The organism is Micromonospora sp. CPCC 205739, from assembly GCF_036906795.1.
Lineage (GTDB): Bacteria > Actinomycetota > Actinomycetes > Mycobacteriales > Micromonosporaceae > Micromonospora.
In genome coordinates, this window is sequence record NZ_JBAKHS010000014.1 from 66,918 (window position 1) to 83,414 (window position 16,497).

Sequence of the window (16,497 nt, forward strand, 5' to 3'; positions counted from 1 at the left end):
CGGCGGGGGGCGACATCCCGACGTTCAGCGTTCCCGGGCCCGGTTGACCCGCACCGCGCGCAGCAGGGTGGCGGGGGCGGCCAGCGAGTTCGGGTGTCGGCGCATCTCGACGACGGCGTCGAAGCGCCGGGCGGTCACCGGGTCGGTCACCGACGCCGCGGTGATCTCATCGGCCATCCACCGGGAGATCCGGTATCCCCGGGGGCGGGGGCCGGGCACCGACGGGCGGGCCAGGTCGGCGGAGGTCGACATCCCCCAGGCCGCGTCCACCACGACCCGCTGCAACGCGTGGAACTCCCGGGGCGGGCGGCGCAGGTCGCCGCCCGAGCGGAGGTACTCCGAGAGGCAGGAGGCGTGCAGGGCCGCAGACGACATGCCCTGCCCGTAGATCGGGTTGAACGAGGAGACGGCGTCACCCACCGCCACCAGCCCGGCCGGCACCCGGCGGAGGCGGTGGAAGTCCCGGCGCCGGCTGTCGGCCTGCCGGTAGGTGCGGACCGGCCCGAGCAGCTCGTTGTCGACCACCCGGGCGAACTCGGGGGGAAAGTCCTCCCGGCACCGGCGGATCAGGTCGTCCGCGTCCCGGCCGGGCCGGTCGTCGCCGTAGCTGCCGAGCATCACGATCCACCGGCCGCCCTCGATGGCGGAGAAGGCGGCGCCGGCGATGTCGCCGCCCGCCGCCGCGGTGCAGGCGGCCAGCACCGCGACCGGCACCGGCTGCTCTTCGGTACGCCGGAACGTGGCGGTCGCGTAGTGCAGGTTGATCGCCATCCGGCGCATCGGGGGACGGTCCCACCCGCCCTGCTCGAGCCAGTCGCCGAGCCGGCTGGACCGGCCGGTGGCGTCCACCACGAAGTCGGCGGCCGTGACGACCGGGCCGGCCGCGCTGTCGTGCCGGACGCCGGTGACCGCCCCGCCTGCGAACTCCAGGCCGGTCACCCGCCCGGGCAGCAGGCTGACGTTGGGCAGCTCCAGGGTGCGGCGCCGGAGCAGCTCCTCCAGGAAGGGCCGGCTCGCCGCGATCATGTCGACGTCGGAACCGGGGACCTTGCGCCGGCCGTCGAGGTAGCTGCGGCGGGCGGCGGCGGGTAGGAGGACGGCGCCCTCGGTCACGGCCTCGCCGGAGAAGCCGGGGAACCACCGGTCGATCTGGTCCCGGCCGGCCGGCAGCAGGACGTGCATCTGGGTGCCCTGCGGCACACCGGCCCGGTGTCCGGTGCCCGCCCCCAGCTCGTCCCGGTCCACCACCAGCACGCTCTCGGCGTGCTCGGCGAGCACCCGGGCCGCCAGCAGTCCGGCCACGCTCGCGCCCAGCACGACGGCCCGTCGGATGATCACGGATGGCGCGGGAGCGGGCCCGGTGGCGCCGAGCTTGGCGAAGACGCGCGCGGGCGACTGGTACACCACGACCTCCCGGGGGGCGGCGGTCCGGGTGCCGGCGTCGTGGCGCGCCTGCGGGCCACCCCGTTCGGTGCGCGGGGAGTCCCGGGGGCTGCGGTCATCGACGTGGCAGGCCGAGCGGGGTGGCTCTGCGGTGAGCCTCGCCGGCGAATCTAGCGGTTCCACCGGCCGCCGGCCTCCGCCGCCACTGTCGCCATTCCGACGGTGTCGCCCCGACATCCGCCTGCCGAACCGGAGATGACGTCGGTGGAGGCCGTGGTCGACAGGTACCGCGCACCCGCGCGCCGCGACGACGGAGCGCGCCTTGACCGGGCCGGTGGCCGGCACCTCAGTTCGTGGGGTGCCGGCACGTACGCGACTCAGCCCTGGCGCGCCTTCTGGCGTGGATCGGACTTGTTGATCACGTACAGCTTGCCTCGGCGGCGAACCACGATCGAGTTCGCCTTCTGCTTCAACGATCGCAGCGAGCTTCTCACCTTCATCGCGAGCCATCCCTTCCTGTGCGACCCGCACCCGTGGCCGGTGGACCGGCGACGGTCGGCGAGCACGAGGCGGTCACGGCACCGGGACGTGGTCGGCCGGGCCGTCGGCACTCAGTCGGGTACCCGGCCGGGCAGGGGGCATTCGCCGAGCCTCGGTGCCGGGGGCGGGCACGGCGCGGCCTGTCCCGGCTGCGGCATCGGGTCCCCGAGCGGCGCGTTCGTCGCCTCGTGCCCGGTTCGGGTTCCGGTGCGGCCGTCGTCCCCGGCGGCCGGCAGGCCCCCGGCCCGGGTCTACGACCCCTGCCGGCGGTCGGCACCACCGGCGGCGGAGCTCCAGCCCTGTCGCCGGAGTCGTTCGAACCCGTCCAGCAGGAGGTCGAGGGCGAACTCGAACTCGAATTGATCGTCACAGCCCGGGCCGACGACGGACCCGCCGTCGTGGTCGGCCCGGGACGCCACCGCCGCGATGTGGGGGTACCTGGCGGACATCTCGCGCAGCGCGGCCGCCTGCGCCTCCGGGTCGGGGGCCGGGGAGTCGTCGTCGAACAACTCCTGGCTGAACCCCAGGACGCGGCTGCCGAGTGCGTGCATCACGTGGTGGGTGAGGTCGACGGAGAGACCGCCGGCCCGGAACATCCCGATCATCGAATCCAGGTACGCCAGGGTGGCCGGCGTCGGTCGGCGGCGCGACTCGATCACCCGCGACGCCCACGGGTGACGCAGCAGCGCCCGGCGTGCCGACAGGATCCGCTGCCGGACGCCGGTCTTCCAGTCGACGTCGAGGTCCGGCGGATCGATCTCGCCGACCACCACGTCGGCCAGGCCGTCCAGCAGTTCTTCCTTGTTGGCGACGTGCTTGTAGAGCGCCATCGGCACGACGCCGAGATCCTGGGCGAGCCGCCGCATGCTGAGGGAGTCGATCCCGGTGGCGTCGGCGAGCGCGACGGCGGCGCGCAGGACCCGGTCCCTGTTCAGAGGACGCCGCCCGGCATCGGTCTGCTCCACCACGGGCTCGTCCTCCCACTCCTCCTTGACAGGTGTACAGCGTACACCTAGGGTCCCTGCGTATTGAGGTGTACGGCGTACACCTCTACGTCGCGAACAGGAGTCGACATGAGCCCCACCAGGAGAACCGCGATCACCGCGGGCGTGTTCTTTCTGATCACGGAGATCGCCGCCATCGCGGGGCTGGTGCTCTACCGGCCCGCCCTGACCGAAGCGGACTACGTCCTCGGCGCCGGCGCCGACTCCCGAGTGCTGCTGGGCGGGTTCCTCGAGCTCGTCCTCGTCGTCGCGATCATCGGCACGGGGGTCACGCTGTACCCCGTCGTCAGGCCGCGGCATCACAGCGTCGCCCTCGGCTACCTCTGCCTACGCCTGCTGGAGGCCGCCATCATCGTCGTGGGCATCCTTGCTGTCCTGTCGGTGGTGACGCTGCGCCGGGACGTGGCCGGGACGGCGGGCACGGACGACGCCGCTCTCGTCACCGCCGGCCGGGCGCTGGTCGCCCTCCACGACTGGGCGTTCCTGCTCGGTCCCAACGTGGCGCTGGGAGCCAACAGCCTGCTGCTCGCCTACCTGCTGTACCGGGCCCGCCTCGTGCCCCGGTCGATCGCCGTGCTGGGGCTGATCGGCGGGCCGCTCATCTGCGCCTCGGCGACCGCCGTGCTGTTCGGGCTCTACGAGCAGGTCTCCGTCTGGGGTTCGGTCGCCGCGCTGCCCGTGTTCGCGTGGGAGGTCAGCCTCGCCGCGTACCTCATCCTCCGGGGATTCGCGCCGGCCGCCGCGACCGCACGCCAGGTCCCGCCGGAGGCGGTGCGGGTGGAGCCGGCCGCCGCCTGAGCGTCCCTGCGGGGGTCGTCCCGGGCATGCCGGGCGGTCACGGCGCCGGGCGCAGCCGCCCGCGGGCCACCAGTTCGACGGTCAGCACGACCGCGACGGCCTCCACGGCCAGGAGCCCGATGAGGACGAACAACTGGGTGATCCCGGCGGCGAGCGGATCCGCCCCGCCGAGCAGCACCCCGACGAAGGCCCCGGGCAGGGTCACCAGGCCCACGGTGCGGGTCTGGTCCAGCGCCGGGATCAACGCCTGAGCAGCCGCCGGACGGCAGATCAGCAGCACCGCGTCCCGGGGCAGCAGGCCCAGCGCCAGGGCCGCCTCCACCTCGCCCCAGCGGCCGGTCAGCTCGTCCAGCGCGCGCCGGCCGGCCAGCGAGGTGGCGGTCATCGCGCCGCCGATCAGGATCCCGGCCACCGGGATGATCGCGATCCCGCGCAGCGGCACCAGACCCGCCACGAGCAGGCCCGCCACGACGGAGAGGCTGCCCGCCACGATCGGCACGGCGGCCCACCATCCGCGCGCCCCGCCGGTGATCCGCCGGCCGGAGGTGCCCGCGGCGACCACGCACATCACCACCACGAAGGCCGCGGTGGCCCACAGCGCGGCCACGATGGCGGCGATCAGCAGGGACACCGCGGCCAGCTGGACCGCCGCGCGGACGGCGGCGACGACGATCTGGCGGCCGTGCCCGAGCCGGCCGACGACGGCCACGGCCGCCGCCACGGCGGTCAGCACGACCAGGGACACCGCCAGCTTCGGGCCGACCACCAGCATCGTCGACGACATCGGGTCAGTCTCCCGCGACGTCGCCCCGGCTGCGTGCCGTCCGAGCGTGCTCACCCGGCGGCGTCCGGTCAGGTCGCCGGCTCACCCGGCCCGTCGTCGGAGGTGACGGTGGCGTGCGAACCGGTCGCCTCGACGTTCCACCGCCGGCCGCCCGCCAGGACGTGGTGCAGGCGGATCCGGCCGAGCTCGTCGGGCAGGTGCGGGTCGGCGACCAGGGTCTCCTCCTGCGGGTGCAGACCGAGCATCGTGCGGAGCAGGAGCAGGGGCGCTCCGCTGGCCCAGGCCTGCGGGTTGCAGGCGGTCGGGTAGGGCACCGGCTGGCGACCGAAGGACCGGTCGTAGCCGGAGAACGCCTCCGGCAGACGGTGCTCGGAGTGGCGGGCGGCCTCCAGCATCGCCATCGCGATGCGGTTGGCCTCCTTGCGGTAGCCGTAGCGGGCGAGGCCGGCCGCGATGATGGAGTTGTCGTGCGGCCACACGGTGCCGAGGTGGTAGCCGATGGGGTTGTAGCCGATGTCGGCGGTGGACAGGGTGCGCACGCCCCAGCCGGAGAACATCTCGTCGGACATGAGCTGCCGGGCGACGTGTGCGGCGCGGTCCTCGGGCACGATGCCACTCCACAGCAGGTGGCCCATGTTGGAGGTCATCGAGTCGATCCGCCGCTTGTCACCGTCGAGCCCGACGGCGTAGTAGCCACCCCGATGCGGGATCCAGTAGTCCCGGTCGAACTGCGCACGCAGCCGCTCGGCCTCCCCCCGCAGGCGGCGGGCCAGCTCCGGGTCCCGCCAGGGGCCCTCGGCGAGTTCCGCGAGGCGCAGCTTGGCGTCGTAGGTGTAGCCCTGCGTCTCGCAGGTGGCGATCGGCAGGACCGGGATGGTCCCGTCGGCGAACTGCACGCCGTCCGGGGAGTCTCGCCAGCACTGGTTGCCCAGGCCCTGGCTGGAGCGGGTGGCGTACTCGACGTAGCCGTCGCCGTCGAGGTCACCGCAGCGGTCGATCCAGCCCAGGGCGGCTTCGGCGTTGGGGCGCAGCCGGTGCACGAGTTCGTCGTCCCTGGTCCACCGCCAGTACTCCGACAGCAGGATCAACCACAGCGCGGTGGTGTCCGCGCCGCCGTAGTAGGGCCGGTAGGGCTTCAGGCCGAGCCGGGTCAGCTCGCCCGACCGGTACTCGTGGAAGATCTTCCCGGGTTCCTGATCGGTGAAGTCTTCGAAGGTGGTGGCCTGGTGGGTGGCCAGCACGATCAGGGCGCCGCGGGCGACGTCCGGGCCGCAGATCATGGTCTGGTAGGCGGTGATCAGGGTGTCCCGGCCGAAGACGGTCAGGAACCACGGCAGGCCGGCGGCGAGGAGCACGACCGGTTCCCCGGCGATGGTCTTCTCGATCCGCATCGAGACGAGGTCCACCGCCGACTTGTGGTAGACGTCCCGCAACAGGTCGGTCTCCGCGTGCAGGTGCGGCTTGCTCGCCGCCCACCGGGTCGACGGATCCTTCAGCCCGTGGTCGACGCCCTGCCCGAACCCGCGGGGCGTGGGGCGGTAGTCCTCCTCGCCGAAGCGCAGCGCTACCCGCAGCTCACAGCCCCACTCCTGGCCCCGCTCCAGACGCAGGTCCCAGACCAGGCTGTCGCCGTCGATCCGGTCGGCCGGCGGGTCGGCCTCGATCCGCACCGACGCGGCGTAGTCGCCGTTGCGGTAGCTGAACTCCAGCGCCGACCCGTCCGGCTCGTGCCGGCGGACGATGTGCGGGCCGCGGTCCCGGCCGGACTCCTTGATCTCGAACAGGTCGGCGAAGTCGGCCCCGGCCGCGAGCCGTAGCCGCAGCGACGCCGGCTCCAGGCCGAAGTAGCGCAGCTCGACGCGTTCGTAGAGCCCCTCGCCGACGAAGCGCTGCCGCCGCACGCCGACCCGGTTCGCCGGCAGTTCGGGCAGCGCGGAGTTGGCCAGGAAGAAGGCCGCCGAGTACGGGTCCACGGTGCCGGAGGAGAGCACCAGCAGCGGCGCGTCGCCGATCGTGAGCACCCACTGGTTCAGGAAACGGGTGTCGTCGTGCACGAGCCCGCCGATGGACCCGTTCGGCACGTTCCCCACCGCGTCGGAGAACATGAAGGTGCGCCCCTCCAGCACGCCGATCGCGTCCGGCCCCAGCTCGGGAGGGAGGTCGCGGCACGCGCCGCTGGACACCTTCCCGCCGCGTCCGTCCGGCACCGGGTCGGCCGGCGTGGGGCGCGGTCGTGTCGCCGTCACGCACACCCCCTGCCGATCGTGAACCCGGACCGGTGGACCCGGTGCATCCGTCCGCAGCCTATGACCGCCGAGGAGCCGCCGCCGTGACATCGTGAATTCCGTACGCACGACGGGGGGCGTCGTCGGGCGACCAGACGGCAGGGCCGGGGACCCGGTGCCGGCGGCCGGACCTCGCGGGCGGCGGAGGGCACCGGCGCGACGGCGATCCGGCAGGATGGGTGAATGTCCGTGCTGTCCGTGCTGCCTCGCCCGATCATCGCCGCGCCGATGGCGGGCGGCCCGTCGACGCCGGCCCTCGCAGCGTCCGTCTCCGCGGCGGGTGGGCTGGGTTTCCTCGCCGCCGGGATGATCGACGTCGACCGGCTCGTCGCCGACGTGGCCGAGGTCCGTACCCGCACCGACCGCCCGTTCGGCGTCAACCTGTTCCTGCCGGACCCGAACGGCGGTGCGGTCGACGAGGCCGCCGTCCGGGCGTACGGCGACCGGCTCGCCCCGGAGGCCCGGCGGTACGGGGTGACGCTGGGCGAACCGATCAGCGGCGACGACGGGTACCCGGAGAAGCTGGCCGCCCTGCTCGCGGACCCGGTCCCGGTGGTGTCCTTCGTCTTCGGGCTGCCCGACCGGGCGGCGGTGACCGCCCTGCGGGAGCGGGGCACCGACGTCTGGGCCACGGTCACGTCGCCGGACGCCGCTGTGGCGGCGGTCGGACTCGGCGTGGACGCCATCGTGGTGCAGGGCACGGAGGCCGGCGGGCACCGCGGTGGCCTGCCGGACGACGACGACTACGCCCTGCTGCCCCTGCTGCGGCTGGTCGCCGCCCGCTGCGACCGCCCGCTGGTGGCCGCCGGCGGCATCGCCGACGGCACCGCGGTCGCGGCCGTGCTCGCCGCCGGGGCCGCCGCCGCGCAGGTCGGTACGGCCTTCCTCCGCTGCCCGGAGGCGGGCACCACTGACCTGCACCGGGCGGCGGTGGCCAGCGCCGCGCCGACCGCCCTGAGCCGCGCGTTCACCGGCAAACGGGCGCGCGGGCTGGTCAACGAGTTCCTTCGCCGGCACGACGGGTCGGCACCCGTCGGCTACCCGCAGGTGCTGCACCTCACCCGCCCGCTGCTGGCCGCCGCCAAGGGCAGCGGGGACGCCTCGGTGGCGAACCTGTGGGCCGGTCAGGCGCATTCCCTGGCGAAGGAGACGCCGGCCGGTGAGCTGGTGGCGGAGCTGACCGGCGAGGCCAGGGCCGCGCTGGCCGCGGTCGTCGACCGGTCGAGCGCCTGGGGCTGAGGCAGCGCCTTCCGGGGCAGGGGCGGGCCGCAAATGGGGATGCGCCGCGCCCGTGACCGGCCTACGGTTTCCGCCCGTGACGATCGACATCGTGAGCCTGGCGGACCGCCCGGACCTCGCCGGCCTGCTCGACGAGGACTTCGAGGGGGCGTGGCCGCAGTTCATGCTCTGGGACCCGATGGGCGGGATCTACTACAACGTCGCCCACGACCTCTACCCCGAGTTCGTGTTCGCCGCCGTCGACTCCGCCGAACCCGGGCGGGCGATCGCCCGGGCGTACGCGGTGCCCCTGCGCTGGACGGAGCCGGAGCTTCCCGACGGCGGCTGGGACCGGGCGATCCAGCGGGCGACGGTCACCCGGCTCACCGGGGCCACCCCGAACATCGTCTCGGCGATCGAGATCTGCGTCCGCCCCGACCGGCGTGGCGGCGGGCTGTCCGCCCGGATGCTCGCCGCCATGCGGCAGGCCGTCGCCGACCGGGGGTACGACACCCTGGTCGCCCCGGTCCGCCCGAGCGGCAAGCACACCGACCCGGACCTGCCGATGACCGAGTACGCGGCACAGGTCCGGGCGGACGGCCTGCCGGTCGACCCGTGGCTGCGGGTGCACGTGCGCGCGGGCGGGCGCATCGAGCGGGTCGCCACCCGGTCGATGATGATCAGCGGCAGTCTGGCGGACTGGCGCCGCTGGACGGGCCTGCCGTTCGACACGAGCGGGCCGGTGCACGTGCCGGGTGCGCTGGTGCCGGTGCACTGCGACGTGGCGCACGACCACGCCGTCTACATCGAACCCAACGTCTGGGTCCGGCACCGGTTGTAGCCGCTAGGAGACGCCGGCCTCCAGTCGGTCCTTCAGGTGCCGGTAGCTGGCCGGCGCACCCTTCGCCGCCATCCGGCGGACCATCGGCACGAGCGGCACGCCGATCCCGTGTCCGACGAAGTCCAGGGCGAACGTCACGCGCGATCGCGCGCCCTCGTCGAGGGGTTCCACGGTGATGGTCATGCGCGGCCGGATCGGACCGTCGACCCCGTGCACGGCCCACCTGTGGGGCGGCCGGTCCTCGGTCACCTCCTGAGTCATGGTCCGCTCGACCCCGCCGATGCGGCGGGCCGTCGTGAAGCGTGCGCCCAATCCGACCGGACCAGCCGACTCCAGGTGTACGCCCACGACGTCGTCCTGCCACTCGGCGAACCGCGACGGGTCGGTGACGTACGAGAACACCTGGTCCGGCGGCCGGGCGATGTCGATGGTGGAAACGGCGGCGGTCATGGCTCCTCCTCGTGGTGACGCGCGGCGGGTCGGGGGACGGCCCGCCTACCGGTCATGACACGGCAGCACTGGGGGATGTGACGGTCGACCGCGCCTTGGCCGGCCTGCCAGGTGCCGTGGCGCCTCGGCCGGCGGGTGCGGCCTCGGGTCCTACCGGAGGGCGCGGTGGCGAGGGGCGCCGCCTCGGTGCCCCCCGGACGCGTCGGCGGCGTGGCATCATGTCGCCGGACCTGCCGGGGGGAGACATCGTGGGCGCGTACCGGTTGCTGGGCACCGCGGTGGCCCTCGGTGGGCTCGTCGCGGCGAGCATGACGACGAGCGCGCCGCCCGCCGGTCCGGGCGCACCCACGTCGTACCTGGGCACGGCGCCCGTCGCTGCCGGCCAGCCCGCCCGGCCGGGCCCGGCGGGTGGACGCCTCGCGACCACGGACGCGACGGCCGCGCGCAGCACCGCCGGGGCCGCCACGGCGCCGGGCGCGACGACGGGGACCCCGCAGGCGACCAGGCCGCTGAAGCCGCTGCCCAAGCCCCCCGGTGCCCAACACTTCCGGCCGGTGACCGGGCTCAACGAGGTACGAAGCGACTTCAACGGCGACGGGCGGCCGGATCTGGCCGTGAGCGAGCTGCGGAAGGTGGTGAACGGCGGGCAGTCCGGCGCCGTCCACGTGCTCTTCGGTGACGTCAGGGGTGGTTTCACCAACGCCGGCAGCCAGTCCTTCGACCACACGACGCCGGGTATGCCGAACGACGACGGCTCACCCGACCCGCACAGCGAGATCAACGACTTCGGTCGCGCGCTGGCGTCCGGCGACTTCGACCACGACGGCTACGCCGACCTCGCGATCGGCAGCGTGCACGACCGGTTCCGCATCCTGTACGGCGGTCGGTCGGGGCTCACGACCGCCGAGGCCCGGATGATCCGGCTCGCGGACGTGGCGCCGGCCGCCGACATCCCCGGCGAGGGCGTCAGCGGCGAGAACCAGTTCGGCTCGGCCTTCACCGTCGGCGACTTCGACGGCGACGGCACCGACGACCTGGTGACCGGGGCGCCCCGCGCCGGCCGCCCCTGGGTCGGCGGCGTCGCGCTGTTCCGCGGTACGCCCGGCGGGATCAGCCCCGCCGCTGCCCGGTACCTGCCCGGCAACGCCCCCGGCATGCCGGTCACCCCGGAGACCGACGGTTTCGGTAGCGTGCTGGCCTCGGCGGACTTCGACAACGACGGCCGGGACGACCTCGCGGTCGGCTTCCACCGCGACCACTTCAGCAATGCGTCCTTCGCCGGTTCGGTGGTCGTCCTGCCCGGAGCGGCCGACGGTCTCAGCGTCGCCGGGGCGCGACTGTTCTACCAGGACACCCCGGGCGTGCCGGACGTCGCCGAGTACGGCGACAGCTTCGGCGCCGCGCTCGCCGCCGGCGACATCACCGGAGACGGCTACGCGGACCTCGTGGTGGCCACCGACAGCGAGGGCTTCAGCTCCAACACGCCCAACCGCGGCTCCTCGATCACCGTGCTCCGTGGCTCGTCCGGTGGCCTGACCGTCGACGGTGCCCAGTACTGGACCCAGCGGAGCCGCGGCATCCCGGGCAGCGACGACCCGTCGGCCTACTTCGGTACGGAGCTCGCGTTCGCCGACTTCGACAACGACGGGCGGGGCGACATCGCCGTCGCGAGCCCGCAGGAGGACGTCGCTAATGTCGACGGCGCGGGTGCCATCACGATCCTGCGGGGCAGCGCGCAGGGGCTGACCACCACCGGGCTGCGCCGGCTGGAGTGGACGACGCCCGGCATGCCGGCGAACACCGGCACGCCGTTCCACTATTTCGGCGACGTCCTGCGCGCGGTGCGCCAGCCCGACGGCGCGGCCAGCCTCGTCGTGGGCTGCGGGAACGCCACGATCTCGGACCTGCAGCGGGCGGGCCGGGTGATCGTCCTGCGCAGTACGCCGGCGACCCCGGAGGCGCCCGGCGGGGTCACCACCAACGGCCACAGCACCTGGTCGGCGTCCGACCTGCCGGTCGGCCCCCAGGCGTTCGCGGCCTTCGGCGGCACGCTCGGGTAGCGGTTCACCGGGTCGCTCCTGCTCGCCGCCACCGGCCGGGTGGGCCTGCCGGCGGGTTTCCCGGTGCTGTGACGGCACGTCGACCGTGCCGCACGGGCGTGGCGTCCGACGGCGGGACGACTCGTCCCGCTCGCGCCGATTCCTGATAGATCAGGTGTGGCATCGTGATGGAGATGGAGCCGGACGGTGACGCCGAGTCGCGGCCGACGCTGTCCGAGCCGTTCCGCATCGGCCTGCGGGTGCTGCGCGACTACCGGCCCACGCTGGCGCGGCTCCGGGCGCTGCTGCGCAGCATGGTGACCTCGTTCGTCGTGCTCAGCACGACGCTGTGGCTGCTGCCCGGGGTCACCGCCAGCGGGTTGGTCGCGATGCTGTGGCTGGTCGGGCTGATCGCCGGGATCGGTGCGGTGCTGCGTCCGTTGCTCTTCGCCCTCTCCACCGCGCTCGGCGGACTCGGCGCGCTGGCCATCGGCGTCTGCGTGCAGGCCGTCGTCATGTACGTCGCGTTGCGCGTGGACCCGGGCGCGCACGTCGGCGGGTTCGCCGACGCCTTCGCCGCCGCCTGGCTCGCCGTGGCGCTCGCCGCGCTGCTCAACTGGCTCGCCGACGCCGGCACCGACGACGCGTTCGTCAGCGAGATGCTGTGGGTGATGAACCGGGTGCGGCGCGGACCGCGCCGTCACCGCCGGGCGGGGTGGCGGCACCGGGGCGACGCGGTGCCACCCGAACGGCAGCCGCCCGACGCGCTGCTCGTCGTCCAGCTCGACGGCGTGGCCGCGCCGCTGGTGCAGTGGGCGATCAGGGCCGGCAACCTTCCCACCATCGGCGGGTGGCTGCGCTCGCGCAGTCACCGGATGACCCGCTGGCACACCGGCCTTCCGGCCACCACTCCGGCGGCGCACGCCGGTCTGCTGCACGGTGAGGTCCGGCGGGTGCCGGCCTACCGCTGGTACGAGAAGGCCACGGCGGGCGGCGACGGGGCCTCCCCCGGCCGCCTCATGGTGACCAGCCGGCCCCGTGACGCCGCCGAGATCGAGCGGCGCCTCTCCACCGGGCAGGGGCTGCTGCGGGACGGCGGCGTCAGCATCAGCACCGCCTTCTCCGGTGACGCCCCGACCAGCCTGCTCACGGTGAGCCGCGCCGGGCTGCCCGGGCGGTCCACCCGGGGGTACGCGGCGTTCATGGCCAGCCCGTACGGCTTCGCCCGCGCCATCGTGCGCGGCGCCGGGCAGGTGGTGCGCGAGCTGTACGAGGCGCGGCGGCAACGGCTGCGCGGGGTACGGCCCAGGGGACGCCGCAGCGGTTCCTACCTGGCGCTGCGTCCGATGGCGAGCCTGCTCAGTGACCTCAACGTGGCGCTGATCGCCGAGCAGATGGCCGGCGGGGCACCGGTCATCTTCTGCGACTTCGTCGACTACGACGAGGTGGCCCACCACGCCGGGCCGGCGCGTCCGCAGGCGCTGGCGGTCCTCGAGGCGCTCGACCAGACGCTCGGCATCCTGCAGCGGCTGGCGGCCGAGGCGGCGCGGCGCTACCACATCGTGGTGCTGAGCGACCACGGGCAGAGCCAGGGGGCCACGTTCCGGCAGCGGTACGGCGAGTCGCTGGCGCAGGTGGTCGCCCGGCTCGCCGCGCCGAGGGTGCGCCCGGCCGCTGCCGAGGGCGGGCCGGCGGGTCCCGTCCCGGTGCGGGCCGCGACGACCGCCGAGGCCGCCGGCCCGGTCGAGGAGTGGGGACGGGTGAACACGTTGCTCACCGAGGTGGCCAGCCGGGGCGGGGCGACCGGGACGGCGACCCGGGTGGCGGTGCGGTCGCACACGGACGGCGGCGAGGTCACCCTGGGGCCGGCCGACCGGGAGGAGGCGGCGACGCGTACCGATCCGGAGACCGTGGTGGTGGCGTCGGGCAACCTGGCGATGATCTACCTGCCCCGCCATCCGGGGCGGCTGACCCGGGAGCGTCTCGACGCCGCCGTACCGGGACTGATCGACGGCCTGGCCGCGCACCCCGGCATCGGGTTGGTGGTCGTCGACTCCGCCGCCGGGCCGCTGGCGATCGGGGCACACGGCTGCCACAACCTGCGCGACGGACAGGTCGACGGCGACGATCCGCTGGCGCCGTACGGCCCGCGGGCGCGTCAGGACCTGCTGCGTCACCAGGCGATGGACCACGTGGGCGACCTCGTGGTGATCAGCACGGTGGACCCGGGCCTGGAGGAGGTGGCGGCCTTCGAGGAGCTGATCGGCTGCCACGGCGGGCTCGGCGGCTGGCAGACCGACGCGCTGCTCATCCACCCGGCCGACTGGCCGCAGGAGGGCGAACTGGTCGGTCCGGAGGCCGTACACCGGCAGTTGCTGGACTGGCTGCGCGGGCTCGGCCTGCGCCGGCCCGACGAGCACGCCGACGACGGGGCGGACGGCGAGCGGGACCACCTCGCGGGCCGTGCGTCCGGAGGCGTGGCGGGAGCGACCCGGGCGGCGCCGACTACGGCACCACCGGCGGCTCGCCCGGCAGGGTCCGGCGCCGGCTCACCCAGCTCAGCGCCTGGGTGACCAGCACGACGAGCAGGATCGCGGCGACGACGCTCTGCCACGGCTCGGGGAAGATCGCTCGCCCGAGGACGCCGATCGCGGCGTAGAGCACCGCCCACAGCAGGCTGGCCGGCGCGTCGGCGACGGCGAAGCGCCGCCAGGCCAGTCCGCCCATGGCCGCCGCGAGCAGCACCGGGATCCGGCCGCCCGGGATGAGCCGGGACACCAGGAGCGTCGAGACGAGCCGCTCGCGCAGGCGGGCCGTCATCCGGCCGACCCGCTGCCGTCCGCGCAGCCAGCGCAGGCGCCGGGCCAGCCGCTCGCCACCCCAGCCGAGCAGGCCGTAGGTCGCCAGGTCGCCCAGGTACGCGCCGAGGGCGCCGGCGACCACGACGAGCACCACGGTCACCGGGTGCTGGTGGGCGGCGAGCGCGGCGGCGCCGCTGACCGCCGCGCCGGTCGGCACCACCGGGACCACGGACCCGAAGAGGACCACCAGGACCAGCGAGCCCAGCGCGCCGAGCGTCGCCGTCACGGCCGGCGCACCGTGAGCGACTCGCCCGGTCGCAGCACCCGCACCCGGGTGCCCGGCGCGACCGCCTCGGCGTGGCGAGCGAAGTCGTCTCCGGGCCGGAAGAACCGGTCCGGCCGGACCAGGTCGCAGCCGACCGGCCAGAACGTGCCGAAGTGGATCGGTACGGCCCACGCCGCCGCCGCCCGGCGGACGGCCTCCGCGGCCCCCGCCGGGTCGAGGTGGCCGGGGCCGAGCGTGGGTCCCCATCCGCCGACCGGGACCAGCGCCACGTCGAGCGGCCCCAGCCCGGTCATCTCGTCGAAGAGGCCGGTGTCCCCCGCGAACCAGGTCCGCGCCCGTCCCTCGACGAGGTAGCCGAGGGCGGGCGCCCGGTGACCGGACCACGGGCCACGGCCGGCGTGGTGGGCGGCGGGGACGGCGGCGACCGTGACCCGCCCGATCGTGGTGCGGTCGCCGACCGCGAGCTCCGTGCAGCGGCCGTCGGCGGCCGCGCCCAGCGCCCGCCGGACCAGCCGCGCGGCACCGGCCGGCACCACCAGCGCGGTCTGCGCGGGCAGCCGGCGCAGCGACCCGAAGTCCAGGTGGTCGGCGTGCAGGTGCGACACGAGTACGGCGTCCGGGGCGCCCGGCAACTGCGGGGTGGGTCCCCGGCGCCGGCGCAGGTGGGCGAGCCGGTCACGCAGCAGCGGGTCGGTCAGCAGCCGGGTACCGGAGTCCTCGATCCACACGGTGCTGTGCCCGTACCACGTCAGCTGCACGGCACCGCCTCGGTCACGCCTGCCACCGTAACCGGCGGTGCCACCACCCGGCCCGAACCCGGTGCGGCCCGTTCCTCCGAACCATCCGCAAGTACCCCATCTCGCCGCGGAGGCTGTCCCATACTCGAAGCGTGCGGCGGCCCCGCTGTTGCCGTGCGGAAACGCTCCGGGTGGCGGATGTCGGGACCGAGCCGATGGGACGCAGGTGAGGGCGCCGCGAGCCGACGCGACTTGGGCGGAACCGACCCGGGGTGACGGCCAGCGCCACTAGCGTCGGGGCCATGCCCGCCCGTCCGTCCCGCTGGTCGATGCCGCTCCGGGTACTGGAGGCACCGTCGTACCTGCAGGCGTTCGTGCTCTCCGGGGTGGTGACCGTGCTGGTCACCCGGGCCTTCCTGCAGGCGGCCGGCTATCCCCGGCTCGGCGGCGGCGGACTGCACATCGCGCACGTGCTCTGGGGCGGCCTGCTGATGACCGCCGGTCTGGGGGTCGCGCTGGTCTACCTGGGCAGCGCGGCGCGGGTCCTCGGCGCGGTCCTGGGCGGGATCGGGTTCGGGCTCTTCATCGACGAGGTGGGCAAGTTCGTCACCGCCGGGACCGACTACTTCTACGCCCCGGCGGCCGGCATCATCTACGGCGCCTTCGCCCTGCTCGTCGTGATCAGCCAGGCGATCCGGGGCCGGATCCGGCTCTCCGGCCCGGAGCGGACGGCGAACGCGCTGTACGCGGTGGTCGGTGGGCTCCGCTCCGGCCTCACCGATGACCGCCGGGCGGCGGCGGCCCGGCTGGTCCACGGGTGCGGCCCGGACGTCGAGGAGGGCGTGGCCCGGCTGCTGAACGTGGTGCCTCGACGCGAGGCGCCCGGCCCCCGGTTCTGGCAGCCCTGGCTGAGCCGGGCCCGCCGGGCCATGGTCTGGGTGACCACCCACCGGTGGGTCGTGTCGCTGGTGGTGCTCTACCTGATCGGCGAGCCGTTCGTCGTGGTGTCGAGCTTCCTGCTCGACACGGTCACCGGGCAGTTGCACGACCAGCGGGAGTGGGGTGCGGTGCTCGGGGTCTCGATCGCCGCGCTGATCACCGCGGTGCTCAGCATCCGCGGGGCGTGGCTGCTGCCGCGCGACCGGGTGCGGGCCTTCCGGCTGTTCAAGCTCGCGCTCCTGGTCGACCTGCTCTTCGGGCAGATCTTCAGCTTCACCGTCAACCAGTTCGGGGCGCTCTCCGCGCTCGCCGTGGATCTCTTCCTGCTGGGCGTGGTCACCGCCGAGCACCGCCGGCTCTGCCGGCGGGCTCCCGCGCCCGACCGATGAACT

14 protein-coding genes are annotated in these 16,497 nt (G+C 74.7%); 6 read left to right on the forward strand and 8 right to left on the reverse strand.

All coding sequences use genetic code 11. The annotated features are described in order from the left end of the window. Positions 1-24 precede the first annotated feature (24 nt). The 3 genes from V6U88_RS20530 to V6U88_RS20540 form a co-directional block, all read right to left on the reverse strand. On the reverse strand, positions 25-1,566 hold the full coding sequence (locus tag V6U88_RS20530; RefSeq protein ID WP_334455268.1) for an NAD(P)/FAD-dependent oxidoreductase: 1,542 nt from the start codon (positions 1,564-1,566) through the stop codon (positions 25-27). A gap of 194 nt (positions 1,567-1,760) precedes the next feature. After that, positions 1,761-1,883: a type B 50S ribosomal protein L36 gene (gene ykgO / locus V6U88_RS20535; RefSeq protein WP_334455269.1), complete on the reverse strand. Its 123-nt coding sequence runs from the start codon at positions 1,881-1,883 to the stop codon at positions 1,761-1,763. Between the two features lie 291 nt (positions 1,884-2,174). Then, positions 2,175-2,891 carry a TetR/AcrR family transcriptional regulator C-terminal domain-containing protein gene (locus V6U88_RS20540; RefSeq protein WP_334455270.1) on the reverse strand — a complete coding sequence of 239 codons (717 nt, stop codon included), beginning with the start codon at positions 2,889-2,891 and terminating at the stop codon, positions 2,175-2,177. Positions 2,892-2,996: 105 nt separating this feature from the next. On the opposite strand from V6U88_RS20540, the gene V6U88_RS20545 reads away from it, so the two are divergent. Next, a complete protein-coding gene (locus tag V6U88_RS20545) occupies positions 2,997-3,725 on the forward strand; it encodes a DUF4386 domain-containing protein (protein WP_334455271.1) in 729 nt (242 codons plus the stop codon). A 37-nt stretch (positions 3,726-3,762) separates the two neighbouring features. On the opposite strand, the gene V6U88_RS20550 is transcribed toward V6U88_RS20545, so the two are convergent. Both V6U88_RS20550 and V6U88_RS20555 read right to left on the reverse strand, forming a co-directional pair. Then, positions 3,763-4,509 (reverse strand): ABC transporter permease, encoded by a 747-nt coding sequence (locus V6U88_RS20550; protein WP_334455272.1) that lies wholly within the window; start codon positions 4,507-4,509, stop codon positions 3,763-3,765. 68 nt (positions 4,510-4,577) lie between these two features. Further along, positions 4,578-6,755, reverse strand: a complete 2,178-nt coding sequence (locus V6U88_RS20555; RefSeq protein ID WP_334455275.1) for an amylo-alpha-1,6-glucosidase — start codon at positions 6,753-6,755, stop codon at positions 4,578-4,580. Between the two features lie 222 nt (positions 6,756-6,977). Here V6U88_RS20555 and V6U88_RS20560 point away from each other — a divergent pair, with 222 nt between their 5' ends. Then, the gene (locus tag V6U88_RS20560) at positions 6,978-8,033 is read left to right on the forward strand and encodes an NAD(P)H-dependent flavin oxidoreductase (RefSeq protein WP_334455277.1); all 1,056 of its coding nucleotides are present in this window, start codon (positions 6,978-6,980) and stop codon (positions 8,031-8,033) included. 76 nt (positions 8,034-8,109) lie between these two features. Beyond that, positions 8,110-8,853 carry an N-acetyltransferase gene (locus V6U88_RS20565; protein WP_334455279.1) on the forward strand — a complete coding sequence of 248 codons (744 nt, stop codon included), beginning with the start codon at positions 8,110-8,112 and terminating at the stop codon, positions 8,851-8,853. A 3-nt stretch (positions 8,854-8,856) separates the two neighbouring features. Here the strand turns inward: V6U88_RS20565 and V6U88_RS20570 are convergent, their stop codons facing one another. Then, complete coding sequence (locus V6U88_RS20570) at positions 8,857-9,303, reverse strand: SRPBCC family protein (RefSeq protein WP_334455280.1); 447 nt, start codon at positions 9,301-9,303, stop codon at positions 8,857-8,859. Positions 9,304-9,521: 218 nt separating this feature from the next. On the opposite strand from V6U88_RS20570, the gene V6U88_RS20575 reads away from it, so the two are divergent. Next, the gene (locus V6U88_RS20575; protein ID WP_334455282.1) at positions 9,522-11,363 is read left to right on the forward strand and encodes a VCBS repeat-containing protein; all 1,842 of its coding nucleotides are present in this window, start codon (positions 9,522-9,524) and stop codon (positions 11,361-11,363) included. Positions 11,364-11,530: 167 nt separating this feature from the next. Beyond that, complete coding sequence (locus tag V6U88_RS20580; RefSeq protein ID WP_442934665.1) at positions 11,531-13,915, forward strand: alkaline phosphatase family protein; 2,385 nt, start codon at positions 11,531-11,533, stop codon at positions 13,913-13,915. Here V6U88_RS20580 and V6U88_RS20585 read toward each other — a convergent pair. Further along, positions 13,848-14,429, reverse strand: coding sequence for a DedA family protein (locus V6U88_RS20585; protein WP_334455284.1), 582 nt, complete (start codon positions 14,427-14,429; stop codon positions 13,848-13,850). The two genes, V6U88_RS20580 and V6U88_RS20585, sit on opposite strands and share 68 nt — an antisense overlap. Then, a complete protein-coding gene (locus V6U88_RS20590; protein WP_334455286.1) occupies positions 14,426-15,187 on the reverse strand; it encodes an MBL fold metallo-hydrolase in 762 nt (253 codons plus the stop codon). Before V6U88_RS20590 ends, V6U88_RS20585 begins: the two co-directional genes overlap by 4 nt. A 308-nt stretch (positions 15,188-15,495) precedes the next feature. Between V6U88_RS20590 and V6U88_RS20595 the strand changes: the two genes are divergently transcribed. Next, the gene (locus V6U88_RS20595; protein WP_334455356.1) at positions 15,496-16,494 is read left to right on the forward strand and encodes a hypothetical protein; all 999 of its coding nucleotides are present in this window, start codon (positions 15,496-15,498) and stop codon (positions 16,492-16,494) included. The last annotated feature ends 3 nt before the right edge of the window (positions 16,495-16,497 follow it).

Coding starts and splice junctions, on each gene's coding strand:
- V6U88_RS20550 (WP_334455272.1), bottom strand. CDS start 4,509: ATGTCGTCGACGATGCTGGTGGTCGGCCCGAAGCTGGCGGTGTCCCTG.
- V6U88_RS20580 (WP_442934665.1), top strand. CDS start 11,531: ATGGAGATGGAGCCGGACGGTGACGCCGAGTCGCGGCCGACGCTGTCC.
- V6U88_RS20560 (WP_334455277.1), top strand. CDS start 6,978: ATGTCCGTGCTGTCCGTGCTGCCTCGCCCGATCATCGCCGCGCCGATG.
- V6U88_RS20575 (WP_334455282.1), top strand. CDS start 9,522: ATGTCGCCGGACCTGCCGGGGGGAGACATCGTGGGCGCGTACCGGTTG.
- ykgO (WP_334455269.1), bottom strand. CDS start 1,883: ATGAAGGTGAGAAGCTCGCTGCGATCGTTGAAGCAGAAGGCGAACTCG.
- V6U88_RS20545 (WP_334455271.1), top strand. CDS start 2,997: ATGAGCCCCACCAGGAGAACCGCGATCACCGCGGGCGTGTTCTTTCTG.
- V6U88_RS20570 (WP_334455280.1), bottom strand. CDS start 9,303: ATGACCGCCGCCGTTTCCACCATCGACATCGCCCGGCCGCCGGACCAG.
- V6U88_RS20595 (WP_334455356.1), top strand. CDS start 15,496: ATGCCGCTCCGGGTACTGGAGGCACCGTCGTACCTGCAGGCGTTCGTG.